This window comes from Legionella impletisoli, from assembly GCF_900639875.1.
In the GTDB taxonomy this organism is placed as follows: domain Bacteria; phylum Pseudomonadota; class Gammaproteobacteria; order Legionellales; family Legionellaceae; genus Legionella_A; species Legionella_A impletisoli.
On the sequence record NZ_CAAAIA010000004.1, the window covers coordinates 20014 to 46557 of the forward strand.

Consider the following 26544-nt stretch of genomic DNA (forward strand, 5'->3'; position numbering starts at 1 on the left):
AGAAATTTGTAATTTTTTGATCAAATAAAAATCAAAAATCTTGTTGCTTAAATTTAAATCATTCGGCGCTCTAGACTTGATCCCTATTAAAGCCACTGGGTTGCTTCGTCGTTTTGCTCCTCGCAATGACGCTTTTAAAAATCGTACCGTACAGAGAGCTGCTACTTAACCAAGTTTGATATCAGCAAAATCCAAATTTTGCTGATATCAACTGGCTTATTTTGAATGGATCCCATATAAAAAGCGTCGCTTTTTACGGGATAATGTTCGTTTAGCACGACAAAAGTCATCAATGACTTTTCTGTCGAACTCACGTTACTTAGAATTATTTAAGCCGCTTTTTAAATTCAACAATGTGATCATAGGCTTCATTGATTCTTGCTTCGGGAATCTCTCCAGTTTGGACTTTATTGCGAATGATCTGAATAATTTCACCAGGATCTTGGTTTGTTGGGGTTAATTGATTCCCAAAAATTAACATATCAGCACCAGCATTTATTGCTAAGCTTAGTGCTTGTGCGAGACCATAATGATCACGAATGGCTCCCATTTGCATATCATCGGTAATAATTACGCCATCAAAATGTAATTTATTACGCAGTAAGTTCGTTAATATCGCTCTAGATAATGTGGCTGGTAGGCCGGAGGGGTCTAGTTGACGATTGACAATATGAGCACTCATGATCATATGGCAGTGATTTGGCTCTTCGAAGCTTAATTGATAAGGGATGAGTTCTTTTTCTTCCCAAGTTTCTGTGACATCAACAAAACCTAAATGTGAATCAGCGTTTGAGCTGCCATGGCCAGGAAAATGTTTATAGGCGCATTCAATATGATTTTCTGTAAATTCTTTTGCAAACAAGTTTGCATATTGAGACACAAGATAAGGATTTTCAGAAAAACTTCGGTCCTTCCCACCAATCACTGGGTTATCGGGATTTAAGTCTACGTCAAGAACAGGGGCAAAATCTAAGTTAAATCCATTAGAATGTAACGTGTTTGCCATTTCTTTTGCGATGGTTTGAGCGCTGTCGATAGGCAAAGTAGCAATATACTTTGCGGTAAACGTTTCAGGAAAGCCTTTTTCTTTACGAAGACGAGAAACATTTCCACCTTCATAGTCCACTGAGATAAGCAGGGGTAAATCTTTACGATGATGGGTTTGATTTGAATGTCTAGTCTGTTCTATTAGCGATTGAGTTAATTTTTTTAGCTGCTCAGGGCTTGTAATGTTCTTATCAAACGTGGTGGATTTTTTGTTGTAATCAAAAAGAATCACACCGCCGATATTATATTGGTTTATAATTTTAGTAATCGGTGAGTTTTCTGAAACGGTTTGTCCATCAAAACCAATGATAATCATCTGACCAATTTTTTCATCTAAGGAAGGGCTTGCAAAAGAAGAAAAGGAAAAAAACAGAAAAATAAAGGCGGTAAACAATATATTAAGCTTAGCCATTTGGAATAATTCCTCTGAACAATTGAGGAGAAGATAATACACTAGGATCAAAAATTGCTCAATGGGGTATTTGTTAGGTCATTTTCGAGTGTGTCATTTAATTGCGTTACTCAGAAGCTGAACGCTTGAGTTCTGGGTTGCTAGTCAGAGAATTGTTATAATCTCTATTCTGTTTAAAAATACAATTGAACACGATGCGTATTATTCATGAAATCAAGGATGCTAGAGCATTCATTAATCAAGGCGAAGTGATTGCTTATCCTACCGAAGCGGTTTATGGATTGGGGTGTAATCCATTTAATAAAGAGGCGGTTGAACATCTACTGCAACTAAAACATCGTGAATCCTCAAAAGGGTTTATTCTTCTCATCGCTTCTTGGGAACAATTATCGACGTTAACCGCACCCATTCCCGACTGGGCTATGCAACACGTTAAAGAAACTTGGCCTGGGCCTGTGACTTGGATTTTTCCAAGAGGCGCATCCATTCCTGGCTGGATTACTGGTGAGCGAGATACATTAGCAATAAGGATGAGCGCGCATCCTATCGCAAGAGAACTTAGTCTTGATGGTCCTTTAATTTCTACTAGTGCGAATCTAAGTGGTCAAGAGCCAGCAAGAAGTTTAAAGGAGCTTCTTTTCCAATTTCCTGAAGGGATTGCGGGATTTGTTCAAGGTGAACTCGGTCATGAAACATCCCCTACGAAGATCTATGATGTTCTAACGGGTGAGCGATTAAGATAATATGTTTGTTCAATTCGTATTTTTTCGTTATTTAGAGCCGAGGTAACACCCTAGATTCTTTTTCTTCCTGTAGATGGATAATACCCCGCGCGATGGTACCTTTTACAGTTAAAGGATCATTTAAATTCTTCAAGGGATTATGACTTAAGATGGTCATATCCGCTAATTTTCCTGGCTCGATGGAGCCTTTTTCATGATCCAGTTGATACAGTTTAGCTGCATCAAGGGTAAATGACTCCAACGCTTCTTGCATGCTTACCCGTTCATCGATATTAAAATACTGGGGGCAGCGGCGGTTAACTGGATAATTCCAGCGCTGGACGATTCTCGTTGTCATCCAGTTCATTGCATCAATTGGGGAGGGGGGAACAGCAGGTGAATTGGCATGCGCTGTAGTTAGACCTAGAATTTTTTTGGCGCTGTGTAATGGATTCATTTGCAATGCGCGCTCAGGCCCTAATCGCGCGTGGCACATATTTTCTCCCCAGTAAAAAAGATAAGGAGAAAACCAGCTGGCTTGAATGCCAAGAAGCTTTAGTCGCTGTAATTGATCTTCGCGAATGTATTCAATATTGATAAGAATAGGCGACGGCCCTTCTTTTTCGACTTTTTGTAAAAGATTTAGAGAAAAATCAATAGCCGCATCGCCATGTGCTTCAATTGCCAAGGGTATTTTTTGTTTAAGCAAGGAGGTAATTTCATGTTCTAACTCGTTCGGTGAGCTTTTTAGCGCGCCTCGCCAATCTGAACCAAAAGGAGAAGTTGTTTGAATATAAGGAGTTGTCAAATAAGCGGCATAATTTTGCGCTAAACCATCCACTTTAATCACCACAGGCCCTGGATACATTCTGGGATTTTGTTGGGATACTTGATCTAATTGTTGACGTCGTTTGGCATTGGATGTTGAATAAATTACATCAAGTGGAAAATCATGGCTTTGTGTGAGCGCGTTATATTGAGTCACCCATGAAGCCAAATCATTAACTTCTGTAATGGTGGTATAGCCTTGTTTTGCATAATGCTTTGCGGCCGTTTCAATAGCTTCAATGACTTCTTCGGGTTTAATAAACGCTTTTAAGAATTGATTTAAGTTATCCCCGCTGATAATGCCTTCGTAATCTATATAAATAGACCTTAACATTTTATCTTGCTGAATTTTCCTTATCGCGGAAGAGTTTAATAACACTTTTTGGCCTGATGCGTGAAAGACGATAATGGGTTGTATGGTGTCGATTTCATCCAGTTTGGCTTGATCTAATACCGCGCCTTGAACGCGGCCTTCATCATATCCGCTAATAATTAACCAGGTTTTTTTAGGGTCAAGATTGGCTTTTATAGCAATCAAAAAATCATCTATCGTTTTTGCAGGCTTCCAATGGGTTCGTTGAAACGCATTGGTAGTGGATAAGTCTAAAGAATGGTTTGCTAGCCATCCATATAAAATAAAATGAGAATAGGTGTCGATGAATCCCGGGGTGACTGTAGCACCTTTTAAATCAATGAGTGTTGTATCGTGGCCCTTACACGCTTCCAATAAGGTTTCTTCGTTACCAACAGCGACAATTCGTTCTTGCTTAATTGCAACCGCACTGGCTTCAGGCTGCGCTTCGTTCAAGGTAATAAACGTCGCATGCATGAGAATTTTATCCGCATTATGACAATTGGACTCGATGAGAGTTTTTTGGGCAAAAAGAGCCGATGAGGTGATTAACCCAGCAAGTAGAAATAGGTAGGACTTATGAATCCTCATTGGTCTTTCTTCTCGTGATGTTTATCTTAATCCTAGCTTAAAAAAGTCTTTTTTTTCAAATCGCATTTTTATTGGTTATGGGTATATGCCTGGCATGCTGTCTCTTGATCACATCTTAAGCCTACACCACACGGTTTGACCGGGTGGCCCAGTGTTTTAGCGCAGTACTTATAAATTCTTTGGTCAAGTCACAGAACCTAGAAGACTAGAGCTGAATTAGATTTTCAAATATGTGTAGAAGATTCAGGCCTGGTATGGGGGCTCGTGTTAGACAGAGTTGATTACTTAATGGGAAAATTGTGGTAAGGTTGGCCTATTTTAAAATAGAGTGAAGTATAGCTTAATTTGGTGCTATATTTTTGTACTATTATTAAGGTTTTCTTAAGCTAATCAGATTATAATGATGCCTAATGCGCACAATGGCGTTCTCTAATCGAGCCTAAAAAAGAGATTAAATTTGCTGCTAAGCTAATTTAGCAGAGAAGGAATACAATGAGTAATAAAAAACATGCTTTGACTGTGTTCAGTTTGACCATGATTACGGTTGGATCGGTGGATAGTATTCGTAATCTTCCAGCGACCGCGTTATTTGGCAGCCAATTAATTTTTTTCTTTGCGCTCGGCGCGTTATTTTTTCTAATCCCCACCGCTTTAGTTTCAGCAGAATTGGCCTCTGGTTGGCCTAAGCAAGGTGGAATTTATATTTGGGTTAAAGAAGCATTTGGTAAACGGGCTGGTTTTTTTGCAATCTGGCTGCAGTGGATTGAGAATGTGATTTGGTACCCGACCATTTTATCCTTTGTTGCAGGTACAGTGGGTTATCTTATTAATCCTGCGCTGGCAAGTAACCCGTATTTTCTCTGGTTCATTATTGTCACATCCTTCTGGGGCGCAACTCTTGTGAATTTGCGTGGAATGAAATCTTCTGCCTCGTTTAGTAACATTTGTGCCATTTCTGGTCTTTTAATTCCAATGGCAATGATTATTGGATTAGGAGCCGTATGGATTTTTGGTGGCAATCCGATGCAAATTCATTTTTCCTCCCATGACGTGGTTCCTCATTGGCAAGATCATTCTATGTGGGTTTCTTTAACCGCCATAATGATGTCATTTTGTGGTATCGAAATCGCAACCGTTCACGCCAACGACGTTGAAAATCCACAACGGGCTTTTCCTTACGCCTTAGTGTATTCCGTATTGATTATATTAAGTACGCTTATTTTAGGTTCTTTAGCCATCGCTGTGGTTTTACCGCAAAGTGATATTAACTTAGTTGCGGGTATTATGCAGGCGTTTGATGCGTTCTTTGCTCGCTATCATTTAAGTTGGTTTATGCCTCTCATTGCAATCATGCTTGTGTTAGGCGGCTTAGGTGGGGTAAGCAATTGGATTATCGCACCGACGAAAGGGTTATTAGTGGCTGCTGAAGATGGGAATCTGCCGCCCGTGTTTCAACGAACCAACAAACATAATGCCCCTTTAACCATGTTGCTTGGCCAGGCTATTATTGTGACGGTCTTATCCAGTTTGTTTTTATTCATGCCCAGTGTGAATGGCTCCTATTGGTTACTTACGGCATTAGCTGCACAGTTGTATATGATCATGTATCTTATTATGTTTGCTGCGGCGATTAAACTCCGATTGAGTGCTTTTGAACATCCCCGCGGATTTAAAATTCCAGGCGGTATGCCAGGACTTTTATTGGTGGCAGGCATTGGCATTGTTGGAGCGTCAACAACGCTTGTCGTGAGTTTTATGCCGCCTGAAGGGATTAATGTAGGCAGCATCGCGCGCTATGAGATTACGTTGCTGGTTGGCTTAATTGTTATGTGTCTTCCCCCGTTTATTGCAACTAAACTACAGGCACGTCGCAATAATGCCTCGACCATTTTAGCAGACGGATAGTGATTTTCTTTGTATTTCAGAAGTAAACTTCATCTGACTTTACCTGGGGCTATTTATCTTGGAGCATGATAGGGCATCGGGTATCCCCCTTTGGAGAGCACAATTTGCCATAATTGCATGCCTCGTGCTCTAAATCCTCCTGCGCAAGATAGAAGATAGTAGAGCCACATACGATAAAATCGCTCGTCATAATGCTTGCTAAGCTTATCCCAGTTTTGGACAAAATTATCTCGCCATGCTAAAAGGGTTTTATCATAATAAGGCCCAAAATTATGCAAATCTTCTAGGGTAAAATAGGGCTCTGATGTTTGTGAGATTTGCGCCATAGAGGGTAACATCCCGTTTGGAAAAATATATTTTCGTATCCATGGATCAGCGATATAAGATGTTTTATCCACACCTATCGTATGTAATAAAAATAAACCTTGCTCTTTCAAGCATTTATGGATGGTTCGCATGTAAGCATTGTAATTAATATGTCCAACATGCTCGAACATCCCAATTGAAACCACTCGGTCAAAGGGCTCATGAAGATCGCGATAATCTTGTAATCGTATTTCGACATCTAATCCTTTGCAGTTTTTTTTGGCTAATTCATATTGTTCTTTAGAAAGAGTAATGCCGACTACTGAGACCCCATAATTCTCGGCGGCATATTTGGCTAGCCCTCCCCAACCGCAGCCTACATCTAATAAACGCATGCCTGGTTCAAGATGTAGTTTTTCACAGCTTAATTTTAATTTAGCGGTTTGGGCTTCGTCGAGATTGTTTGTATTTTTAAAATAGGCGCAGCTATAAATCATGCGCTCATCCAACATCGCTTTAAAAAGATTATTGCCGATGTTGTAATGTTGAACTCCTTGAATGGCTCGGCGTTTGTTTTGCAAATTAACCATACGAGCCATTAAGTTGGTCATCATAATGTGAAGGGGAGGCTTGATTTGAGTATCTAATTGGCTTTTTAAAAAACGATCAAATAACACATCCAGTTGATCGCAATCCCACCAACCTTCCATATACGCCTCACCTAGACCTAATGTTCCTTCTTTTATAACACGAGAAAATACTGCATCGTTATGAACTCGAATGTCCCAAGGCCTGGTTCCATTAAGACGAATATCACAACGTTCAAGCAACAACTCAAAGTATTGTTTTGTCCTGCTCATGGTGCGCTCTCCGAAGCATGGGATCCTTGCAGTACGACATGATTTCCTACCTTTTCAATTTAATTTAGACTAAAATTTTATTTATTCCTAATCCATTATGATAATGAGTTCCCTTTGCGTACTTTGTGGCTAACCGATTTACATGTGAATCGGTTAGATGAAGAACATTACACCGATTTATTCAACCGAATCCAAGCCAGTGAAGCAGATGGGATCTGGATTACGGGCGATATTGGGGACCCCCCTTTGAATTGGATTTTTTTAGAAGATTTATTCTGTAAATTTACGAAACCCATTTATTTTGTCCTAGGCAATCACGATTACTATGGATTAAAAGTAGATGAAGCGCGTCAAAAAGCCCGAAATCTAAGTTATGCCTATCCTAATGCGCATTATTTAACATCTGAAGCAGGATTTGTATTCAAGGAATATTTTATTACAGGAATTGGTTGTTGGGGTAATACAGGAAACATTCCCCTAAGAGAGAATACCTGGGATAGTGACGCCATCTATGATTTGTTACGATTAAATTTAGAACAGTTGAAAACGAAAGTGAATCAACTAGGTGAGCAGGATGCGAGCATTTTATTGCAAAAATGTGCAGCAGGAATCACTAAAACCATTAAAACCCTGGTTATTTTCACTCACGTACCTCCAATTGAAGCCATGCAAGGGCGCAATCCAGTCAGGGCTTTAGAGGAAAATCGGACCGTGTATTATTCCTTTGCCTTATCCAATGCATTAAAACAACTTTTGGAAACTTATCCTGAAATAGATATTCGGGTTTATAGTGGCCATTTACACCAAGCACAAGCGTATCAAATTACAGATCGCTTACATGGGCATGTGGCAGAAGCTTACAATCCAAGCTTACCCTTTAATTGGATTATGTTATGAATGCTTATGACAACCTTACCGAGCAACTAAAGACAAGATTACCCGAGCTTTTATGGCGCATGACAAAGCTAGGGTTAAGAATTAAGGAGCAGGTATTGCCCGAAGGTTTATTTAAGTGCGCTTATGATGATAATCCTGAGTCGTATATCCAAGAAATCAGATCGGATTTATTGGTATTAAATGAAAATACTAACGCGAATAGCGTTCAATTTTTGGCTAGTCGAATCGCTCGTAAAATTAACGTGTTGGTTTGCTTATGCCAGCTTCATGAAAAAAAAATACCTCAATCCTACACAGCGTCCTTAACGATTCAAACGTTAGCAACGAGACAGCAATGGTTGCAACAATTAGAACATAAAATCCATTCACTTGAAGAACAAAAGCAATCTCTTGCACGTCGTTTAACAGAATGTTTAAAGAGATCACCACGAGATGATCAGGCTATTCTTATTCTGCAAAAAGATTTAGGAGAGCTAGAAAAACAAATCACACTAGCAAAAGAGACAGAGAAAAAGATGACTTCGTAAGGAGCAAGGATGTTCAAGAAAATATTAATTTGTAATCGTGGAGAAATTGCTCTAAGAATTATTCGAGCCTGCCAAGAGCTAAACATCGCAACGGTTGCAATTTATAGCGAAGTGGATCGTTATGCATTGCATGTAAAACGAGCGACTCATGCACATTGTTTGAGTCAGAAACCATTGGATGCTTATTTGGATGGAGAGAAAATCATTGCCTTTGCGAAAACCGCGGGGTGCGATGCGATTCATCCTGGCTATGGTTTTTTATCTGAGCAGGCCGAATTTGCTAGAGCATGTGAGCAGGCAGGACTTGTTTTTATTGGTCCTAAATCGAGAGTTATTGCGGAAATGGGGTCTAAGGTAGCAGCTCGCCAAGCGATGGAAAAAGCTGGTCTTCCTCTTATTCCTGGCAGTTTAGGAAACCTTACTGAAGCAAAGCAGGCAGTTAAGCAAGCAAAGGAATTGGGTTATCCCGTCATGTTAAAAGCGACCTTAGGAGGGGGTGGTCGAGGCATTCGTATCTGTCGAGATGATAAAGAAGTTCTTCAACAATTTGAGCGCGTACAGTCCGAGGCCAAGAAAGCATTTGGTAATACCCAGGTGTATATGGAAAAATGGATTGAAAATCCGCGTCATATCGAGGTTCAAGTGCTTGCAGACCATCATGGCCATGTGGTCCATTTATTTGAACGTGATTGCTCGATTCAAAGGCGACATCAAAAACTCATTGAAATTGCTCCCGCTCCAGATTTGGATGAGGCTACGCGGGAAAAATTGTATGGCTATGCGGTTAAAGGTGCGCAGTCGGTAGGATATACAAATGCTGGAACAATGGAATTTATTCTAGATAAAGACCACAACATTTATTTCTTAGAAATGAACACTCGTTTGCAGGTTGAGCATCCCATCACGGAGCAGATTACAGGGATAGATATTGTGCAAGAACAAATTCGGATAGCTGCAGGACAAACCTTGTCTTTTACTCAAGATGAGATTACAAGATGTGGATTCGCGATTGAGTTTCGTATCAATGCTGAGGATCCACAAAATGATTTTCTGCCAAGTTTTGGAAGAATCACTCGCTATTATCCTCCTGGAGGCCCAGGAGTCAGAACCGATAGCGCAATATACACAGGTTACACCATTCCACCGGATTTTGATTCGTTAATAGCGAAATTAACAGTATGGGGCTTAGACTGGGAAATGACCTTACGACGCGCTAAAAGAGCACTTTTAGAAATGCGCTTATTTGGCGTTAAAACAACGATTCCTTATTATCTAGAGCTCTTGCAGTCCAAATCTTTGCGAAATAAAGAGCTCAATACAGCAATGATTGACGAGCATCCTGAGTGGAGAGAATACTCCAATAAATCTTTGCCTCATCATAAGGCGGCTGTAATTGCCGCAGCGATTGCAGCATTAAGCCAACAAGACCCGCAAGCTTAGATAGCACCTTATGAGTTCTGAATCTAGACAGGGTAAGATCATACCTTTTTGTCTATAAAATATTTGAAATGGTTATTTATATATACATTATTCAGTCAAAGTATGATTTTGCATTATGGGTCTAGAAGGCATCCTAGAAAATTAAACGTTCTAATGGTAGAGTTTTGTTTAGGAATAGGAGGCCACCACATGGATGCAGCAGAACAAAATACTATTTTTGAGAGCCACGTTATAAAGGATATACTTAAGCACGTTCATTATAATTCGTATGTTTTATTTGATCTCGATAATACGGTCATGCAGTCGCAAATTGAACTAGGTAGCGATCAATGGTTTGAGTATCTTTTGCGGCATACGTTAAGTCAAATTTCCGATCCAAATTTAGCCGCCACGATGGTCTTTGCCATTTATAATGAAATCCAAAAAATTGTAAAAACAACCGTGGTGGAGCAAAGCACGATCAAATTGATCCAGGCATTCCAAGATATTGGTCTTCCAGTTATTGCTATAACTGCTCGGGGAAAATGTTTACACGAGCCCACAGTGCGGCAATTAAAAGACTGCCAAATTGATTTTTCATACAGCAAATCGATTCCACATGCATCTTTTTCTTTTCAAATTGATACCAGCTCAAGTGCAGCGGAAGCGTTTTATGCCGATGGTATAATCTTTTGTAGCGGAAAAAACAAAGGCCAATGTTTAAATGCTTTTTGGGATCGAGTGAATGCCTCTCCTAAGAACATAATCATGACGGATGATAAGAAAAAATCGCTGGTTCAGGTCAATGAGATGGCTCAGTCAAGGGGAATACGATTTGTGGGAAGTCGTTATGGTTTTTTGGATGAAAAAGTGAGCCGCTTTGATGCAAACAAAGCCCTTGAGCAAATGGGGGCGATCTGCCGATATCTACCTGAAGAAATTCAATTGCTGGTTACCCAGTTGATGAATCCACCTAAAATTTCCTCGCGGGATTATTTGCGTTTTTTTTACACGGATAATTTTCAACATTCTGAGAAAGAGTCCCAATCTAACTTAGTGATGGAGCCTTAAGATCCCATCACATGCCAGAAAAAAACTTCCTAAGAATCATTTTTTTATAGAGAATAGTTATCAATGAGTCGCACGCTTCCAATTTTGACGGCCACAAACCGTCGATTGTCATTTTCTTCTAAATACTCTACCTCAATACCAAGCTTATTTAATCGATCAATGAGCGCTTGTTTGGGAAGTGGTTGATGAAAAATATGGGCGAATTGATCCGCTAGCTCGCGGTGACTTGGTTGTAAACGATTATTTCGAGAACTACAGGCTAAGCCACTCGTCTCACGGACAGTCGGGCAAGATAGGATTTCAATCTCCATGAAAAAAGCCGCGACCATATCCTTGATAAGCTGATATTGTTGATAATCCTTTTCACCAAAATAAGCGCGATGAGGTTTTACCAGGTTTAATAATTTCATGACAACGGTTAATACGCCGGTGAAATGTCCTGGGCGGTGAGCGCCTTCCATGGCTAAACTTTCTTTATTTTCATGAATCTGATATCGATAGCCATCTGAGTACATCGTCTCTTCGTTAGGCAAAATACAATAATCAACATTCAAGTCTTTAAGTAAAGCGAGATCAGCCTCTAAGGTTCTTGGATAAAGCTTGAAATCATCGGGTTGATTAAATTGCGTGGGATTGATAAAGAGGCTTGCCACCGTGATATCATTTTCTGAGGTCGATTTCTGATATAACGAAGCATGACCTGCATGCAAATTTCCCATCGTTGGCACAAAACCGATTTGATGCTCTGGCAATATAGCTCGGCGAAAAGACTGCCATTCAGCCAAATTGTAAAATAGTTTCATAATTGTAATCCTTAGAATGCATGCTCATCAGTTGGAAAGACCTGCCTTGAAACTTCTTCTGCGTAGGCATTAATGGCGTTTAAGAGCATTTCTTTGCCTGAAAGATAATGTTTAATAAATCGTGGCTTAAACTCGGTTTGTAATCCGAGTAAATCATGCCAGACTAAGACTTGACCATCCGTAATTACACCCGCACCAATGCCAATGGTCGGAATGGTTAATTCAGCAGTAATGTGTGCAGCGAGTGTTTGAGGGACACATTCCAATACGATTGCAAAGCACCCTGCGTCTTCGAGTGCCTTTGCCTCTTTAATTAAGCAAAGCGCTTTCTCTTCCTGCTTTCCTTGTACTCGATAGCCGCCTAATTGATGGATGGATTGGGGAGTTAATCCAATATGCCCCATCACAGGAACTCCTGCTGTGGCTAAATAGCGAATGGTTTCACAAACTTCTGGATCAGCCGCTTCTATTTTAACGGCATGTGCGCCGGCTTGGAGTAATTGTTTGACGTTTTCTATTGTTTGCTCGCGGGAGGCTCTATGAGCTAGAAAAGGGATATCAGCAATTAGAAATTGTGTTTTAAGACCACGAGCGACGGCAGCCGTGTGTAATACCATCATCTCCATAGTGGCGTTAATGGTAGTTTCATGGCCATGAACAACCATAGCCACAGAGTCGCCTACAAGCACACAGTCAATCTTTGATTCGGCAATAATGCAGGCGGAAGGATAATCGTAACAGGTCAGAACACTGATTTTTTCTTGCTGTTCTTTTTTACGTTTAAAATCTTGGATTTTCATGCGTCCTTCCCTCCAAAAACTGGAGTGGGACGAAAATTGGGTACCTGTCGCATGGATCAAGTCCTCCTAGTAGATTATAGAATATTAAGTCGCTGCTCTATTCGGAGTCAGCGCGAGTGTAATCATAAATCACAGAGATAAAAAAGCAAGAAAAGCGATATTTCTTTATACCAGCATGCGGGGTGGCTTAGAAATTTTAATAAAACTTTCCCATGTTTTTTGTTACAGTATCGGCTGATAACATTATAAGTGATGAAATTGTGCCTACTTTACCTAATTGTCCAAAGTGTAATTCTTTATTTACCTATCAAGATGAAAGCTTATTAGTCTGTCCTGAATGTGCATATGAATGGGATCCTGAAGCCATACAAGAAAAATTTGAACAAAAAATAGTAAAAGATGCAAATGGCAATATATTGAGTGATGGTGATACGGTTATCGTGATTAGGGACTTGAAAGTAAAGGGCAGTTCCTCTGTCGTTAAAGTTGGCACAAAGGTAAAGAATATTAGGCTAGTTGAAGGGGATCATGATATCGAATGTAAAATTGATGGTATTGGGGCTATGAAGCTAAAATCAGAATTTGTTAAAAAATCATAAAAGGCATTTTTCTCTGAGGTTTTTTTTACATACTAGTTTTTTTTACATACTAGTTTCTGTAAGGAACATCCTATCAGCTACCTTGCGGTGAAACTTTTGCAGAGTTTGGTAGCTACTTCAGGGACGATATCTATCTATTCTTCATTTTTTTCTAATTTAAGACCATCTAGATGATTTTCATTACGTTCACTTTCTTGTTGTGCTATCTGTCGTTCTTTTTTTGTTCTTCCAAATTTAATGCGATTTTCAGAAGCCTTCTTTTCTCTCTCCGAACGATTTTTAGCTTTTCTTTTTTTATTTAGATTAATAATATCTGCCATCTTACTATTCTCATGCGAAATAGGTTGTGAAAAGCTCGTGTCCTATAGTCACTCTATCAAATGATAATATTGATACGCGAACTATATAACAAGCAATGCCACAAAATCTATGCGGTAATTATTAAGGATCAAGATAGGTTTCATTTAATAATTCATGAGAGGGACGTTTATTTCCAGCACAGGTTGAATAAGCACCTAGTTTGGGCTTTGGGTGTGTCGATTTCTTCAACTAACCTTCTCAGATTTGTAAAAGAAGGTCTTTCAATATCCATGATCTGCAGTCTATTCGTGGTCCCTGTTGACTGCGTGTAAAATAATGTAAATTTATTGGATCCATGATTATGATTATTATTTTCTTGGTTAGTCATCAATCTCTCCAAAGTAGACGCTTAAAAATACTCAATGGCAAGTCAATCTATTGATAAAAGAGTATAATTAATTTTCCAATATTAACAATTCATGCAAGAAAATAATTCCGCTCATTTTATTTCAATCTGAATTAAATTAAATTTGCCACATTTCTTTATGGTTTTCCTCCGTACATGACCGTGTTTTTGTCATGTACGGAGATGGCTTCCTCTTTCTTTTTCTATGGATTGAAAAATTAGTATAAGGAAGTAAAGAAAATCCTCGTGTTTTCTAGAGGCTCTATTTTTTTGTCTTCTCTTGTTACCATTGTGTTATTATTGTACCCATTTCCGCATAAGAAGTTGAACCATTAAAATGAATATTAAAGCCTTGTTAAACGAAGCTGGCGAACATTCTTTTTTAAGAGCAGGCACTGCAGGCGAAATTGAAGGTATTCTATCGGTTCCTAATGACGTTCGCTTCGATTTTGTTGCTATTTTAGGACATCCGCACTCTTTGCAGGGTGGGTCGATGAATAATAAAGTGGTAACGACCATGTCGCGTGCGTTTAAGGAGTTATGCATTCCAAGCATTCGCTTTAATTTTCGTGGGGTTGGGCAAACCGATGGTGAGTATGATGCAGGCATTGGTGAAAGCGAAGATATGCTGGCTATCACGGATTATTGGCAAAAGGCCATGCCTGAAGCAAAATTTATTTTTGCCGGGTTTTCATTTGGTTCTTATGTGGTCTATCGAGTCGCAGCACAGCACGAACATGAATTATTAATAACCGTAGCTCCCCCAGTACATCATTATGACTACGAAGCATTTCAACATTCACCTTCTCCTTGGATAATCCTTCAAGGTGATGAAGATGAGGTCGTGCCCAAGGATTTTGTATTAAAATTCGCCGAAGAGTTGTCCCTGCCTGTATTAGAATTTCCTAAAACAGGACATTTTTTCCATGGTCGACTCGTTGAACTAAAAGCTCGTTTAATCGATGAAATTCGCCGACAGGTTCCAACTCTATGAACTTACTGGCCGACTATGAAGCAGCCATTGCTGAGGGTCTTATTGAACATGATCCAATACAAAGGCTAATTCTTGCTAAGTTGCAGCAAATAGCCAATGAAGTTCTGCGATCAAGCCGGTGGTTTAAACGCTCAAAACCAATTAAAGGATTATATCTCTATGGGCCTGTGGGCGCTGGCAAAACATTTGTCATGGATTTGTTCTATAATGCCCTCCCATTGAAGCAAAAGACTCGTTTCCATTTTCACCACTTTATGCAACAAGTCGATGCGCAACTGCGCTCTTTGCAGGGCTTGAAAGATCCACTCAAAAAGATTGCCTCCGATTTAGCTAAAAAAAGTCGCGTGCTTTGTTTAGATGAGTTTTTAGTCTATGACATTGCCGATGCCATGATCTTGGCGCAATTACTGAAAGCCTTATTTTCTCATCAGGTTATTCTCGTTGCAACGTCCAATACCCCACCTGATCAATTGTATCTAAAGGGATTACAGCGAGCCCGTTTTCTGCCGGCCATCGATTTAATTAAACAACATTGTGATGTTATGGCGTTGGGGGATAAACGCGATTATCGTCTGGGTAGGGTTTCGAGTATAGACGCGTACTTATGCCCGTTGAATGAGGTAACAGAAAAAAAAATGAATGACCAGTTTCATGAGATTGCACCTAAAGCGGAAGAACATTCTACAATTACTGTCCAAACTCGTGAAATACGTTGTAAAAAGATAAGCGATGAAGCCGTTTGGTTTGAATTTAATGTCATTTGCAATCTTCCTCGTTCACAATTAGATTATCTTGAAATAGCCGATCGTTTTAACACGATTTTTGTGAGTGGTATTCCCACGTTATCCAGTCAAGATATGGTCAAAGTCATTCTCTTAATGCATTTTATTGACGTAATGTATGATAACGGCATTCGAGTTATCATTTCCGCCGAAGCGCCTCCCGATGAGCTATACCAACAGGGCCCATTGCATGCGGAATTTCAACGAACCGTGAGCCGCTTGTTTGAAATGCAATCATTTGATTATTTAAATAGAGAATTAACTTAAATTGCTTGCTGCTCATTCCCTGTCTTAAGGCTTCAAACGTGGGAATTTCAGCTTTTTTGCTCTTGTAATTGAGAATGATTCTCGATATCATTTGAGAACGAATCTTTATCGTTTATGTTGTGGGTTTAACATGGTGCTTACTATCAGTGATCTAGCAAAAGGTGACAGGGCGCGGCTCATCGATTTTGGGAATACCGATCCTGTCTATAGACGCAGGTTATTGTCATTAGGATTAACCCGTGGTGCAGAAATAAAAGTAATACGTGTAGCGCCTTTGGGCTGCCCTATGCAAGTTGAAATTCGCGGTACCTCATTAACCTTAAGAAAGGACGAAGCGCGCTATTTGTCATGGGAGCGCCTATGACCCATGTCATGTTGGTTGGGAACCCAAACTGTGGCAAAACAACGCTCTTTAATGCATTAACTGGAGAAAACCAACGCATTGGTAATTGGCCTGGCGTGACCGTAGAAAAAAAAACCGGCACCTTTATTGAGCGCGGCGAAGCTATTCAAATTACCGATTTACCGGGCGTTTATTCTTTGGCCTTATCGGCTAGTTCAAGTCAAGATGAGCGAATTACAGCAAGATCCATTGTCGATGAAGACGCGGATTTAATCATGAATGTGATCGATGCCTGCCATTTGGAGCGGCATTTATATTTAACAAGCCAACTTCTTGAGCTCGGCAAGCCTATGATTATCGCGCTTAATATGTGTGATATTGCAAAGCAACGCGGGATTTCTATTGATACCGCATTATTATCAGAACGCTTAAATTGTCCTGTTATAGCTTTAGAGGCTCATAAATCAAAAGGAATTGAACACTTAAAAAGTCATCTTCCGTCTAAAGCGTTCAAGCCAACTTCTCTGAAACTTGCCATACCACAGAGTGCACGGGACACTTTACGAGTTCTTGAAGAGCTTTTGCTGCCTGATTTTCATCGCCCAGCTTTAGTTTCCTACATAGCCTTGCGAGTGCTTGAGGGCGATACGATTTTACTCGCCCAAGAAGGGGAGCGGATGAATGTGCTGCCTGATAGCGATATCTTAATGGCGGATGCACGCTATCGCGCTGTCCATGAGTTGGTGCAAATGGTACAGAGCAAGTCGTCCGATGCTAGTGAGCATTTGACCGCAAAGATTGATCGCCTTTTTCTGCACCGAATTTGGGCGCTGCCTATTTTTTTAGGCATCATGTATTTGATGTTCTTATTTGCAATTAATATTGGTGGGGCATTTCAGTCATTTATTGATATTACAACCGATGCGATTTTTGTTCAGGGCTTGGCGAGCGTATTAAATCAACTGCATACCCCAAACTGGCTGATTGCTTTGTGTGCTTATGGAATAGGAAAGGGGATTAATACCACATTAACGTTTATCCCGGTCATCGCAGCTATGTTTTTCATACTCTCTTTTTTAGAGTTATCGGGTTATATGGCACGTGCGGCCTTTGTTGTGGATAAGTTAATGCGTATTCTTGGGCTTCCTGGAAAGTCTTTTGTGCCTATGATTGTTGGATTTGGGTGTAATGTACCTGCCATTATGGCGGCCCGAACTTTGGATTCCGAGCGCGATCGCTTATTAACCGTATTGATGAGCCCTTTTATGTCTTGTAGCGCAAGACTGGCCATTTATGCCGTGTTTGTTGCGGCGTTTTTCCCAACCGGAGGACAAAATGTCGTTTTTTCTTTATATCTTATCGGGATTTTAATGGCTGTTTTGACGGGGTTTTTACTCAGAAAAACGATGTTGCGTGGTCAGCCTTCCTCATTAATTATTGAGTTGCCTGCCTATCATCGGCCTTCTTGGCGAAGACTTGCTAAGGAAACTTATCGGCGCTTACGGCATTTTATTTTTCGCGCTGGAAAATTAATTATTCCAGTGTGTATTTTTTTGGGAATATTAAATTCATTGACTCTAAACGGAGGGATGAGCACAGGAGAGGTAAGTGGTGAATCACTTTTATCTCAATTAGGACAGTGGCTAACTCCATTATTTTACCCCATGGGACTAAGTCAGGAAAATTGGCCTGCAACGGTAGGTCTTTTAACGGGGATGCTTGCCAAAGAAGTGGTTGTTGGCTCCTTAAACACACTCTATGCTCAAGCAGAGCCGCTCGCTCATCATGCAGCCACTGTGGGATTTGATTTTTTTGGGATGTTGCAAGAAGCACTCTGGTCTATCCCGCAAAATTTTGCGAGTCTTGGTCAGGCATTGATGAATCCTTTTGCAGCGAATGTTCCCGACGGGGAACTATCACAGACCGCTTTCGGGGCGATGTATTCTCGTTTTGATGGTAAAGCGGGCGCATACGCTTATTTGTTATTTATTTTATTGTACATCCCTTGCGTATCAACCATGGCAGCCATTCGACAAGAAGCCAATCGCACGTTAATGTGGTTTTCTATTGCCTGGTCTTTAATCGTAGCTTATGCTATGGCTGTATTATTTTATCAGTGCGCGCGATTTGTAGAGCACCCACAACAAACACTACTTTGGCTCGGCGCCATCACGATGACGGTTTATCTGTTTGTAACGGCAATCTATTATACGTCCAAGCTCAAAGGAGGCGTCTATGCTTATACAAATCCGTGATTACATCATCAAGCACGGCATGGTGAGTACTCAGCAGCTAACGCGATTTTTCCATATGGATGAACAGGCTTTATTGCCTATGCTTACCCTTTGGGTTAGTAAAGGTGTTATTCGGCCTTGTCAAACACAAACGGGTTGTCAGACACGTTGTTTTCGTTGCAAAGTCAATGCCCCATTGTATTATGAGGCTGTTTGCTAGCTAAGACTCGTCATTGCAATGATGTGATTGAAAGATTTGGGTAGATCTTAAGTTTTCCGCTATGATTATAGTATCGTATACAGTGGGTTAAAGCACCATGGCCAATACAGAGGATAAAGATACCTCAAACGTTGCAGAGCTTACGGAGGAGCAGCTTAGGGAGATTGTTCAACAAAACGATCTTGCGCCCGATACCCTCCTTGAACGCGTCTATCATTTATGGCGTAATTGGGCGGATTTTCATATTATTGTTGTAAAACCCACGCTATCCATTATTTCTCCTTCAAAGGTTATCCTACCTGAAAAAACGGATGATAGTAGTGAGTTGGAATTTGTATACCCTATTCATGATGCAGGCTATAAGCTCAGTGCTTCTAAAGCAGAAGATATGTTCAGTGCAGGAATGTCGATGTGTAAAATGTATTACACCATTGAAAAAATGATTTATCTTCTCATTGAGCGCTTAAAGAACGAAGGCATTGACCAAGAAATGGAAGTCCAAGTGGCCTTTGACGGACATCAGCTTTGTCAACGCAAAGCCTTTGAATCCATTATCAACCTTCCATTTAATGTGGTGGTGACTAATTTTGATCCGGGTCTTTGGGGTGAGCAATATCTGCAAACAGTTAAACGCTTGGCGGATAAAGGGTACGGTTATCCTTCAGAAGCACCTAGAGATTATTTCCGTCACTCCCATGCGACTCCTAATCAGCCTAAGCGCTAGTTATTTTACACGAATCAACCGAGTTCCAGAAAATTGGTCGGTCAATTCATTTATTCGCTTTAAAAAGCAAATGCTCAATACGATGGATGGAAGAAACATGAGTAATCGCAGTAAAACCTCTCCAGGAGTTAATCTTCCTCGTGTTGAGATTAACTTCATCTTCCACAGTTTAAGGCCTATCGTTTGCCCACCGTAACGATAAGAAAAAAAATAATAGGCATAGAAAACACTTAACAACGACCCTTGATACCATAATGTTCCTGGCGCAATTGCTTGACCATGGCGAAATAATAAGCAAACGAAGGTATAAAATAAAAAAAGGGTTAGAACAATGACAATGTCGTAAATAAAAGCGCAACTCCATCGAACCCAAAATGCGAACTTTAATCGTGGCATAAAAAATTTTTATCCTAGAGTTATAACTTGTTTACTCAGTAATTTTTGCTAGCAAAATCCAGAGATAATCCAGGAATCTTTAGCATTTATTATCGAAACTTTGCGTGACCATAACACAGTGGTATACTTGCCTCGTTTTTGAAAGAATGCAACCGATTTTGCAATCAATGATTTGAACTATTCCTATTAATAATTTCCAAGAGGAAGAAATAAACTGTGAAGCAGAAACGACCTGTTAACCTAGATTTGATGAGTTTAAAGTATCCTCCCATGGCCATCGCATCTATTTTGCATCGCCTGTCTGGGATTGTATTATTCCTGCTTTCTCCTGCTCTTTTATATTTATTAAGTCTTTCTCTGCATTCTAGAACGTCATTTGAGCATATGAAGCACCTTATAGCGGCGCCATTTAATAAATTTTTACTTTGGGTATTTGCTGCTGCTCTAGCGTATCATCTATTGGCGGGAATTCGCCATATGATTATGGACTTAGGATTTGCAGAAGGGCTTCCTACTGGGCGAAGAACAGCGCTTTTGGTGATTCTCTTGGCGATTTTTGCGATGATTATTTTAGGGATCTGGATATGGTAACGAACATCACGAGCTTAACGGGCAATGGCTTAAAAGATTGGTTAATACAACGGGTAACTGCCGTCTATCTCGCGGTATATGCACTATTTATTTTTTCCTTTTTTTTAATGCATCCTGAGTTACGTTATGCTGAATGGCATGCGCTCTTTCAGATACCATCCTTTAAAGTGGCAACGGTACTAGCTTTTTTCACCTTTATTTTGCATTCCTGGATTGGGATTTGGACGGTGACTACAGATTATATTAAGTGCACGGTCATTCGATTATCGGTGCAGCTTCTCGTTGCTCTTTTCTTAGTCGGCCAATTTATCTGGGCGTTAATGATTGTTTGGGGACAATAGTAATGGCTTTCATGCGTAATAAATTTGATGCGGTAATTGTTGGGGCAGGCGGAGCCGGTATGCGCGCAGCGTTACAGCTCGCCAATTCAGGAATGAAAGTTGCTTTATTGTCTAAAGTTTTTCCTACGCGTTCTCATACGGTTTCCGCGCAAGGCGGTATTACTGCTGCGTTAGGCAATGCCGATGAAGATGATTGGCAATGGCATATGTATGATACCGTAAAGGGCGCTGATTATATTGGCGATCAAGATTGCATTGAATATCTTTGCAAAACAGGTCCTGAAGCGGTGTACGAATTGGAGCATATGGGCTTACCTTTTTCCCGTATGGATAACGGTAAAATTTATCAGCGTCCTTTTGGGGGGCAGTCAAAAAATTTTGGCGGTGATCAAGCGACCAGAACGTGTGCTGCAGCCGATAGAACAGGCCACGCCCTTTTGCATACGTTGTATCAACAAAATTTAAAGGCTAAAACACACATTTTTAGCGAGTGGTTAGCCCTAGACTTCGTGAAGGATAATCATGGCCGTATTGCAGGCGTTACGGCGTTATGCATTGAAACTGGCGATGTGGTCTATTTTCAAAGCCGTGTTTGTATCTTAGCAACAGGGGGTGCGGGTCGTATTTTTCAGTCTACCACCAACGCCTATATAAACACCGGGGATGGATTTGGTATGGCTCTTCGTGCTGGTTTGCCCTTGCAAGATATGGAAATGTGGCAATTTCATCCTACGGGCATTGCTGGTGCTGGAACTTTGGTTACTGAAGGATGCCGTGGAGAAGGAGGCTATCTTATCAATAAAGATGGCGAACGTTTTATGGAGCGCTATGCTCCACATGCTAAGGATTTGGCGTCGCGAGATGTTGTTGCACGAGCGATGGCTCGGGAGTTAAGAGCCGGGAAAGGATTTGATCCGGACGGTGTGGATCATGTTAAATTAAAACTGGATCATCTAGGAGCGGATTTAATTAAATCACGTCTGCCAGGTATTCGTGAATTATCGTTGCAATTTGCAGGGGTTGACCCTATTGAAGAACCGATTCCCGTTGTCCCTACGTGCCACTACAGTATGGGCGGAATCCCAACAAACATTCATGGACAAGTGTTAACAAAACATAAAGGAAAAGAGCAGGTTGTTGAAGGATTATATGCCGTTGGGGAATGCGCCTCTGTTTCGGTACATGGTGCCAATCGACTGGGTGGTAATTCATTATTAGATCTGGTTGTTTTTGGTCGTGCTGCTGGGCTTCATGTTGAATTGCAATGGCAATCCAACCAACTTCCCGACATGCCCTATGTTACAGAGGATAACATTGCTGTGGCAATGGAGCGCTATCAACGGTGGGAAAGCTCTACTGAAGGCGAGAGTCCTGCGGTTATTCGCGATGAGATGCAGCGAGTAATGCAAGAAGATTTTGGCGTATTTCGAACCGGTGATGTGATGGAAAAAGGTCTTGAACGATTACAAAAATTACGTGATCGCTTAAAAGATGCCAAACTAGAAGATAAAAGTGAAGTCTTTAATACAGAGCGTGTAACCGCACTCGAGTTAGATAATTTAATGGCTACTGCCTACGCTACGGCGAAGTCTGCGCTCGCTCGAACGGAAAGTCGTGGCGCCCATAGTCGCGAAGATTATCCAAAGCGTGATGATGCAAACTGGATTAAGCATACCTTGTATCTGGCCGAGGACGATGAAATTGATTATCGCCCCGTGAATACTAAACCCCAGTTTGTCGAGCCCTTTGAGCCGAAAGAACGCGTTTATTAATGAGGATAATGCTATGGCTGAAACTAAAAATCTGACCTTGTCGATTTATCGCTATAATCCTTCTCAAGATGATAAGCCTTATATGAAGGATTATGAAATATCGGTACCTGCCAAAAGCGATCCGATGTTATTAACGCTGCTAGAACGACTTAAAAATGAACAAGACCCAACCCTTTCTTTTCGACGTTCTTGTCGGGAAGGCGTCTGTGGTTCGGATGGCATGAATATTAACGGTACGAATGGGTTGGCTTGTGTGACTCATTTATCAAAACTCAACACAGATAAAATTATTATCCTCCCACTTCCAGGGTTTCCAGTGATAAGAGATCTGGTGGTGGATATGACGCAATTTTATGAGCAATATGAGCGCATTGAGCCGTATTTACAAAACGATTCTGAGGCTCCGCCAAGAGAGCGGTTGCAATCACCCGAAGAGCGATCCAAGCTGGATGGGTTATATGAGTGCATCTTATGCGCTTGTTGCACAAGCTCTTGTCCATCGTACTGGTGGAATCCAGAGAAATTTGTTGGACCGGCTGGGTTGTTGCAAGCACAACGATTTTTGGCCGATAATCGTGATACGGCTACTTTTAAGCGGTTAAAAAATTTGCAGGATCCTTTTAGTGTGTTTCGTTGTCGTACGATTATGAACTGCACTAATGTTTGCCCGAAGGGACTCGATCCCTCAAAAGCAATTGGGGAAATTCGTCAACAAATGTTGAAAGTTGAAACATAAAGTTTAATATTAAACTGTTCTGGGCTTAGAGTTTCATCTACTGAATGAAACACGTAGTGTTTAGACGAATGATCTAAGACCCAGCACAAGCACGGTTTGTATACCCTAACCAAAGCCATTGACGGCGAATCGTTAAATACCAGCAGGCTCAAGATAACATGAGCTTAGACTGGTTTTTTGAGTTTAAACAAGACGTATAACTTATAAAAATCAAAGGCATTTGGCGAATTTACAAGAAGCAAACTACACTTGCAACTAAAACGCTCAATTTAGCTTATTAGAATGTGCAAGTTAGTATTGGCTTTTTTCAGACTTTAGCAAAGGAAATGATATAGCTGATTAAGGTAGCTTAAGCTGGTTATTGGGTCGTGATGTATGAGTTTATTGTCTGGTAAGTTTGGCTTGAATGATTGGAATATGATTTATATTTCGCTAGTTACTCGACATATCTTTGGAGAATGATGTAATGAGCAGCAGTAATCTGCAAAAAGAATTAGCCACTTCCTACCTCTCTGGTGGAAGCATGGCTTATATTGACTCTTTATACGAAGATTATCTCAGTGATCCGATGTCTGTACCTGAAGATTGGCAAAAATTCTTTCGCGAGTTGCCAAACGTCAACGGTGAGGAAAAAGACATTTCTCATCGAAAAATTCGTGATTATTTTCAAGAAACGGCGAATAAAAAATGCATTCAGGTGACTTCAGCTGATGTAAAACAAGCGGAAGTTGCCCATTTAATTAATGCTTATCGTACTTACGGTCATCTCGTCGCGAACTTAGATCCCCTTGATATGTCTGAGCGAACGCCAGTTGATAGTTTGAAGTTATCGTATCATAACTTAACCGATGTTGATTGGAATAAAGAGTTTTATCCTGGTCATACATTTAGTCAAAAACCGATGCCTCTTTCCGAAATTTACGAATTGTTAAAGAAAACTTATTGTGGAAGCATCGGCATTGAATACATGCATATTGCCAATACAGAAGAGCGCCTCTGGATTCAACAAAAACTAGAACGTGTGCATGGTCAACTGAAATTATCAAAAGAACATAAGCTTAAAATTCTTAATGAACTAATTGCAACTGAAGGCCTAGAAAAATATCTTGGTTCACGATATGTTGGGCAAAAACGCTTCTCTGTAGAAGGTGGGGATGCACTTGTTCCGTTAGTACAAGAAATTATTCGTACTGGCGGGGAGCATGAAGTCAAAGAAATTGTCATTGGTATGGCTCATCGTGGTCGATTAAATGTGTTAGTGAATGTGCTTGGAAAAGAGCCTGATGCGTTGTTCCAAGAGTTTGAGGGCAAAGTCAATTCAGAGCGAACCGGGGACGTCAAATACCATTTAGGATATTCCTCAGATCTGCGTACGGAGTCGGGCAATATTGTTCATGTTGCGCTAGCGTTCAACCCTTCTCACCTTGAAATTATTGGTCCGGTTGTGGAAGGATCTGTTCGTTCAAGATTAAGAAGACGGAATGATTTAGAGAAAAAAGATACCGTTTTACCCTTAGTTATCCATGGTGACGCAGCATTTGCAGGGCAAGGTGTTGTAATGGAAACCTTCAACTTCTCTCAATCTAGAGGGTATTGCACTGGCGGGACCGTGCATGTCGTGGTGAATAACCAAATTGGATTTACAACCAGTAATCCTCTGGATGCTCGTTCTACCTTATATTGTACTGATGTTGCGAAAATGGTCCAAGCGCCCATTATTCACGTCAATGGCAATGATCCAGATGCAGTTATTTTTGCAACGCGGATTGCTTTTGAATTTCGAATGAAATTTAAGCGTGATGTAGTAGTGGATTTGGTGTGTTATCGCCGACATGGGCATAATGAAGCCGATGAGCCCTCTGTGACTCAGCCTGAGATGTATCAAAAAATTAAATCCATGCCGACTGTAAAAGAGATATACGCTGATAAGTTAATTGAGGAAGGGTTAATCAGCAAGGAAAAAGTCGAAACATTAGCCGAAGCCTATCGCGACAAGCTTGATAAGGGCGAAGCAGTCGTTGAGACGGTAAAAGGAAGTTATTCTGGTAAGCGCGCTGTAGACTGGACCCCTTTCCTCCATGCCAAATGGACGGATAAGGCCGATACAACCGTGGATGAAAAAACCCTCAAAGAACTATCTGAGCAAGTGAATTCAGTACCGGATAGTTTTACACCCCACTCCGTTGTTAAGCGATTGCTGGAAGAGCGAAGAAAAATGGCAGCGGGCGAGACGCCAATTAATTGGGGCTTTGCTGAAACGCTAGCGTATGCTTCTCTAGTCCATGAAGGATATTCCGTTCGTCTTTCTGGGCAGGATTCATCGCGAGGGACGTTTGCCCATCGTCATGCGGTTTTACATGATGCCAAAACAGGCAATACTTACACCCCATTAGAAACCGTGGTTGATAATCCACTTAAACCATTTGTTGTTATTGATTCTGTTCTTTCTGAAGAGGCAGTTTTGGCCTTTGAATATGGGTTTTCTGCATCAGAGCCAAACACCTTAGTCATTTGGGAAGCTCAGTTTGGTGACTTTGCTAACGGCGCCCAAGTTGTCATTGATCAATTCATAAGTTCTGGTGAACAAAAATGGGGCAGATTATCGGGGCTTGTCATGTTCTTGCCTCATGGTTACGAAGGTCAAGGACCCGAACATTCCTCTGCACGATTAGAGCGCTTTATGCAATTGTGTGCGCAGCAAAATATGCAGGTTTGTGTTCCAACGACACCGGCTCAAATCTTTCATTTGCTCCGACGCCAGATTTTGCGTAAATATAGAAAGCCTTTAATTGTTATGACGCCAAAAAGTTTGTTGCGGCATAAACTAGCTGTTTCTTCGGTAAAAGATTTATCACATGGAAAATTTTATAATGTGATCCCTGAGGTGGATGAGTTGAACGAAGAAAAGGTTTCTAGGGTCGTTCTTTGTTGCGGTAAAGTCTATTATGACTTATTGCAAAAGCGACGCGAAGAATCATTAGATCACGTGGCGATTATTCGCATTGAACAACTTTATCCATTTCCAAAACAGGATTTAAAACGAGAGCTGGCAAAATATCCGAATGCTAAAAAAATTATTTGGTGTCAAGAAGAACCCCAAAATCAAGGCGTTTGGTTTGCTTCTCAACATAATATTAAGGATTGTTTACAAGAAGATCATTCTCTTTATTACGCTGGTAGAGGATTTGCTGCAGCGCCGGCGGTAGGAAGTCCAAAACTTCATGCTGAGCAACAAGAGAAGTTGGTGAAAGAAGCCTTAATGGAAAAATAAACGCCTTACACCATTGATAATTGGAGCT

25 protein-coding genes are annotated in these 26544 nt (G+C 40.7%); 18 read left to right on the top strand and 7 right to left on the bottom strand.

Annotated elements, in window-relative coordinates; translation table 11 throughout:
- Positions 1–325 precede the first annotated feature (325 nt).
- Complete coding sequence (locus tag E1O41_RS05365; protein ID WP_131776297.1) at positions 326–1459, bottom strand: glycoside hydrolase family 3 protein; 1134 nt, start codon at positions 1457–1459, stop codon at positions 326–328.
- A 194-nt stretch (positions 1460–1653) separates the two neighbouring features.
- Between E1O41_RS05365 and tsaC the strand changes: the two genes are divergently transcribed.
- Positions 1654–2202, top strand: a complete 549-nt coding sequence (gene tsaC / locus E1O41_RS05370) for an L-threonylcarbamoyladenylate synthase type 1 TsaC (RefSeq protein ID WP_131776298.1) — start codon at positions 1654–1656, stop codon at positions 2200–2202.
- A 31-nt stretch (positions 2203–2233) separates the two neighbouring features.
- On the opposite strand, the gene E1O41_RS05375 is transcribed toward tsaC, so the two are convergent.
- A complete protein-coding gene (locus tag E1O41_RS05375) occupies positions 2234–3952 on the bottom strand; it encodes an amidohydrolase (RefSeq protein WP_131776299.1) in 1719 nt (572 codons plus the stop codon).
- 492 nt (positions 3953–4444) lie between these two features.
- Here E1O41_RS05375 and E1O41_RS05380 point away from each other — a divergent pair, with 492 nt between their 5' ends.
- The gene (locus E1O41_RS05380) at positions 4445–5857 is read left to right on the top strand and encodes an APC family permease (RefSeq protein ID WP_131776300.1); all 1413 of its coding nucleotides are present in this window, start codon (positions 4445–4447) and stop codon (positions 5855–5857) included.
- 53 nt (positions 5858–5910) lie between these two features.
- Here the strand turns inward: E1O41_RS05380 and cfa are convergent, their stop codons facing one another.
- A complete protein-coding gene (cfa, locus tag E1O41_RS05385; protein ID WP_131776301.1) occupies positions 5911–7023 on the bottom strand; it encodes a cyclopropane fatty acyl phospholipid synthase in 1113 nt (370 codons plus the stop codon).
- Between the two features lie 114 nt (positions 7024–7137).
- Between cfa and E1O41_RS05390 the strand changes: the two genes are divergently transcribed.
- From E1O41_RS05390 to E1O41_RS05405, 4 genes are all read left to right on the top strand, one after another.
- A complete protein-coding gene (locus E1O41_RS05390; protein ID WP_165481117.1) occupies positions 7138–7920 on the top strand; it encodes a metallophosphoesterase family protein in 783 nt (260 codons plus the stop codon).
- Positions 7917–8447, top strand: a complete 531-nt coding sequence (locus tag E1O41_RS05395; protein WP_131776303.1) for a hypothetical protein — start codon at positions 7917–7919, stop codon at positions 8445–8447. The genes E1O41_RS05390 and E1O41_RS05395 overlap by 4 nt, the downstream gene beginning before the upstream one ends.
- 9 nt (positions 8448–8456) lie before the next feature.
- On the top strand, positions 8457–9887 hold the full coding sequence (locus tag E1O41_RS05400; protein ID WP_131776304.1) for an acetyl-CoA carboxylase biotin carboxylase subunit: 1431 nt from the start codon (positions 8457–8459) through the stop codon (positions 9885–9887).
- 189 nt (positions 9888–10076) lie between these two features.
- A complete protein-coding gene (locus E1O41_RS05405) occupies positions 10077–10937 on the top strand; it encodes a DUF2608 domain-containing protein (protein WP_165481118.1) in 861 nt (286 codons plus the stop codon).
- Between the two features lie 44 nt (positions 10938–10981).
- Here E1O41_RS05405 and panC read toward each other — a convergent pair whose 3' ends face one another.
- Both panC and panB read right to left on the bottom strand, forming a co-directional pair.
- Positions 10982–11740 (bottom strand): pantoate--beta-alanine ligase, encoded by a 759-nt coding sequence (panC, locus tag E1O41_RS05410; protein ID WP_131776306.1) that lies wholly within the window; start codon positions 11738–11740, stop codon positions 10982–10984.
- A gap of 11 nt (positions 11741–11751) precedes the next feature.
- Positions 11752–12540: a 3-methyl-2-oxobutanoate hydroxymethyltransferase gene (gene panB, locus E1O41_RS05415; protein WP_131776307.1), complete on the bottom strand. Its 789-nt coding sequence runs from the start codon at positions 12538–12540 to the stop codon at positions 11752–11754.
- A 212-nt stretch (positions 12541–12752) separates the two neighbouring features.
- Here panB and E1O41_RS05420 point away from each other — a divergent pair, with 212 nt between their 5' ends.
- Positions 12753–13139 (top strand): zinc ribbon domain-containing protein YjdM, encoded by a 387-nt coding sequence (locus E1O41_RS05420; RefSeq protein WP_444543255.1) that lies wholly within the window; start codon positions 12753–12755, stop codon positions 13137–13139.
- 134 nt (positions 13140–13273) lie between these two features.
- On the opposite strand, the gene E1O41_RS05425 is transcribed toward E1O41_RS05420, so the two are convergent.
- Complete coding sequence (locus E1O41_RS05425) at positions 13274–13459, bottom strand: DUF4169 family protein (RefSeq protein ID WP_131776308.1); 186 nt, start codon at positions 13457–13459, stop codon at positions 13274–13276.
- A 723-nt stretch (positions 13460–14182) separates the two neighbouring features.
- Here E1O41_RS05425 and E1O41_RS05430 point away from each other — a divergent pair.
- The 6 genes from E1O41_RS05430 (at position 14183) to E1O41_RS05455 (ending at position 19409) form a co-directional block, all read left to right on the top strand.
- The gene (locus E1O41_RS05430; protein WP_131776309.1) at positions 14183–14839 is read left to right on the top strand and encodes an alpha/beta hydrolase; all 657 of its coding nucleotides are present in this window, start codon (positions 14183–14185) and stop codon (positions 14837–14839) included.
- The gene (gene zapE / locus E1O41_RS05435) at positions 14836–15888 is read left to right on the top strand and encodes a cell division protein ZapE (RefSeq protein WP_131776310.1); all 1053 of its coding nucleotides are present in this window, start codon (positions 14836–14838) and stop codon (positions 15886–15888) included. Before E1O41_RS05430 ends, zapE begins: the two co-directional genes overlap by 4 nt.
- Positions 15889–16018: 130 nt before the next feature.
- Positions 16019–16252, top strand: a complete 234-nt coding sequence (locus tag E1O41_RS05440) for a FeoA family protein (protein WP_131776311.1) — start codon at positions 16019–16021, stop codon at positions 16250–16252.
- Positions 16249–18486, top strand: a complete 2238-nt coding sequence (feoB, locus tag E1O41_RS05445; RefSeq protein WP_131776312.1) for a Fe(2+) transporter permease subunit FeoB — start codon at positions 16249–16251, stop codon at positions 18484–18486. The genes E1O41_RS05440 and feoB overlap by 4 nt, the downstream gene beginning before the upstream one ends.
- Positions 18467–18685: a FeoC-like transcriptional regulator gene (locus E1O41_RS05450; RefSeq protein WP_131776313.1), complete on the top strand. Its 219-nt coding sequence runs from the start codon at positions 18467–18469 to the stop codon at positions 18683–18685. The genes feoB and E1O41_RS05450 overlap by 20 nt, the downstream gene beginning before the upstream one ends.
- Positions 18686–18782: 97 nt before the next feature.
- The gene (locus E1O41_RS05455; protein ID WP_131776314.1) at positions 18783–19409 is read left to right on the top strand and encodes a virulence factor; all 627 of its coding nucleotides are present in this window, start codon (positions 18783–18785) and stop codon (positions 19407–19409) included.
- Here the strand turns inward: E1O41_RS05455 and E1O41_RS05460 are convergent, their stop codons facing one another.
- Positions 19410–19805, bottom strand: a complete 396-nt coding sequence (locus tag E1O41_RS05460; protein WP_131776315.1) for an RDD family protein — start codon at positions 19803–19805, stop codon at positions 19410–19412. It abuts the gene before it with no gap.
- A 216-nt stretch (positions 19806–20021) separates the two neighbouring features.
- Here E1O41_RS05460 and sdhC point away from each other — a divergent pair, with 216 nt between their 5' ends.
- The 5 genes from sdhC to E1O41_RS05485 all read left to right on the top strand — a co-directional run bounded on the left by sdhC (position 20022) and on the right by E1O41_RS05485 (position 26516).
- Positions 20022–20396, top strand: a complete 375-nt coding sequence (gene sdhC / locus E1O41_RS05465) for a succinate dehydrogenase, cytochrome b556 subunit (RefSeq protein ID WP_131776316.1) — start codon at positions 20022–20024, stop codon at positions 20394–20396.
- Positions 20390–20737 carry a succinate dehydrogenase, hydrophobic membrane anchor protein gene (sdhD, locus tag E1O41_RS05470; protein WP_131776317.1) on the top strand — a complete coding sequence of 116 codons (348 nt, stop codon included), beginning with the start codon at positions 20390–20392 and terminating at the stop codon, positions 20735–20737. Before sdhC ends, sdhD begins: the two co-directional genes overlap by 7 nt.
- A gap of 2 nt (positions 20738–20739) precedes the next feature.
- On the top strand, positions 20740–22509 hold the full coding sequence (gene sdhA / locus E1O41_RS05475) for a succinate dehydrogenase flavoprotein subunit (RefSeq protein ID WP_131776318.1): 1770 nt from the start codon (positions 20740–20742) through the stop codon (positions 22507–22509).
- 13 nt (positions 22510–22522) lie between these two features.
- Positions 22523–23245 carry a succinate dehydrogenase iron-sulfur subunit gene (locus E1O41_RS05480; RefSeq protein WP_131776319.1) on the top strand — a complete coding sequence of 241 codons (723 nt, stop codon included), beginning with the start codon at positions 22523–22525 and terminating at the stop codon, positions 23243–23245.
- 466 nt (positions 23246–23711) lie between these two features.
- Positions 23712–26516 (top strand): 2-oxoglutarate dehydrogenase E1 component, encoded by a 2805-nt coding sequence (locus tag E1O41_RS05485; protein ID WP_131776320.1) that lies wholly within the window; start codon positions 23712–23714, stop codon positions 26514–26516.
- The last annotated feature ends 28 nt before the right edge of the window (positions 26517–26544 follow it).

Coding starts and splice junctions, on each gene's coding strand:
- E1O41_RS05365 (WP_131776297.1), bottom strand. CDS start 1,459: ATGGCTAAGCTTAATATATTGTTTACCGCCTTTATTTTTCTGTTTTTT.
- tsaC (WP_131776298.1), top strand. CDS start 1,654: ATGCGTATTATTCATGAAATCAAGGATGCTAGAGCATTCATTAATCAA.
- E1O41_RS05375 (WP_131776299.1), bottom strand. CDS start 3,952: ATGAGGATTCATAAGTCCTACCTATTTCTACTTGCTGGGTTAATCACC.
- E1O41_RS05380 (WP_131776300.1), top strand. CDS start 4,445: ATGAGTAATAAAAAACATGCTTTGACTGTGTTCAGTTTGACCATGATT.
- cfa (WP_131776301.1), bottom strand. CDS start 7,023: ATGAGCAGGACAAAACAATACTTTGAGTTGTTGCTTGAACGTTGTGAT.
- E1O41_RS05395 (WP_131776303.1), top strand. CDS start 7,917: ATGAATGCTTATGACAACCTTACCGAGCAACTAAAGACAAGATTACCC.
- E1O41_RS05400 (WP_131776304.1), top strand. CDS start 8,457: ATGTTCAAGAAAATATTAATTTGTAATCGTGGAGAAATTGCTCTAAGA.
- E1O41_RS05405 (WP_165481118.1), top strand. CDS start 10,077: ATGGATGCAGCAGAACAAAATACTATTTTTGAGAGCCACGTTATAAAG.
- panC (WP_131776306.1), bottom strand. CDS start 11,740: ATGAAACTATTTTACAATTTGGCTGAATGGCAGTCTTTTCGCCGAGCT.
- panB (WP_131776307.1), bottom strand. CDS start 12,540: ATGAAAATCCAAGATTTTAAACGTAAAAAAGAACAGCAAGAAAAAATC.
- E1O41_RS05420 (WP_444543255.1), top strand. CDS start 12,753: ATGTTTTTTGTTACAGTATCGGCTGATAACATTATAAGTGATGAAATT.
- E1O41_RS05425 (WP_131776308.1), bottom strand. CDS start 13,459: ATGGCAGATATTATTAATCTAAATAAAAAAAGAAAAGCTAAAAATCGT.
- E1O41_RS05430 (WP_131776309.1), top strand. CDS start 14,183: ATGAATATTAAAGCCTTGTTAAACGAAGCTGGCGAACATTCTTTTTTA.
- zapE (WP_131776310.1), top strand. CDS start 14,836: ATGAACTTACTGGCCGACTATGAAGCAGCCATTGCTGAGGGTCTTATT.
- E1O41_RS05440 (WP_131776311.1), top strand. CDS start 16,019: ATGGTGCTTACTATCAGTGATCTAGCAAAAGGTGACAGGGCGCGGCTC.
- feoB (WP_131776312.1), top strand. CDS start 16,249: ATGACCCATGTCATGTTGGTTGGGAACCCAAACTGTGGCAAAACAACG.
- E1O41_RS05450 (WP_131776313.1), top strand. CDS start 18,467: ATGCTTATACAAATCCGTGATTACATCATCAAGCACGGCATGGTGAGT.
- E1O41_RS05455 (WP_131776314.1), top strand. CDS start 18,783: ATGGCCAATACAGAGGATAAAGATACCTCAAACGTTGCAGAGCTTACG.
- E1O41_RS05460 (WP_131776315.1), bottom strand. CDS start 19,805: ATGCCACGATTAAAGTTCGCATTTTGGGTTCGATGGAGTTGCGCTTTT.
- sdhD (WP_131776317.1), top strand. CDS start 20,390: ATGGTAACGAACATCACGAGCTTAACGGGCAATGGCTTAAAAGATTGG.
- sdhA (WP_131776318.1), top strand. CDS start 20,740: ATGGCTTTCATGCGTAATAAATTTGATGCGGTAATTGTTGGGGCAGGC.
- E1O41_RS05480 (WP_131776319.1), top strand. CDS start 22,523: ATGGCTGAAACTAAAAATCTGACCTTGTCGATTTATCGCTATAATCCT.
- E1O41_RS05485 (WP_131776320.1), top strand. CDS start 23,712: ATGAGCAGCAGTAATCTGCAAAAAGAATTAGCCACTTCCTACCTCTCT.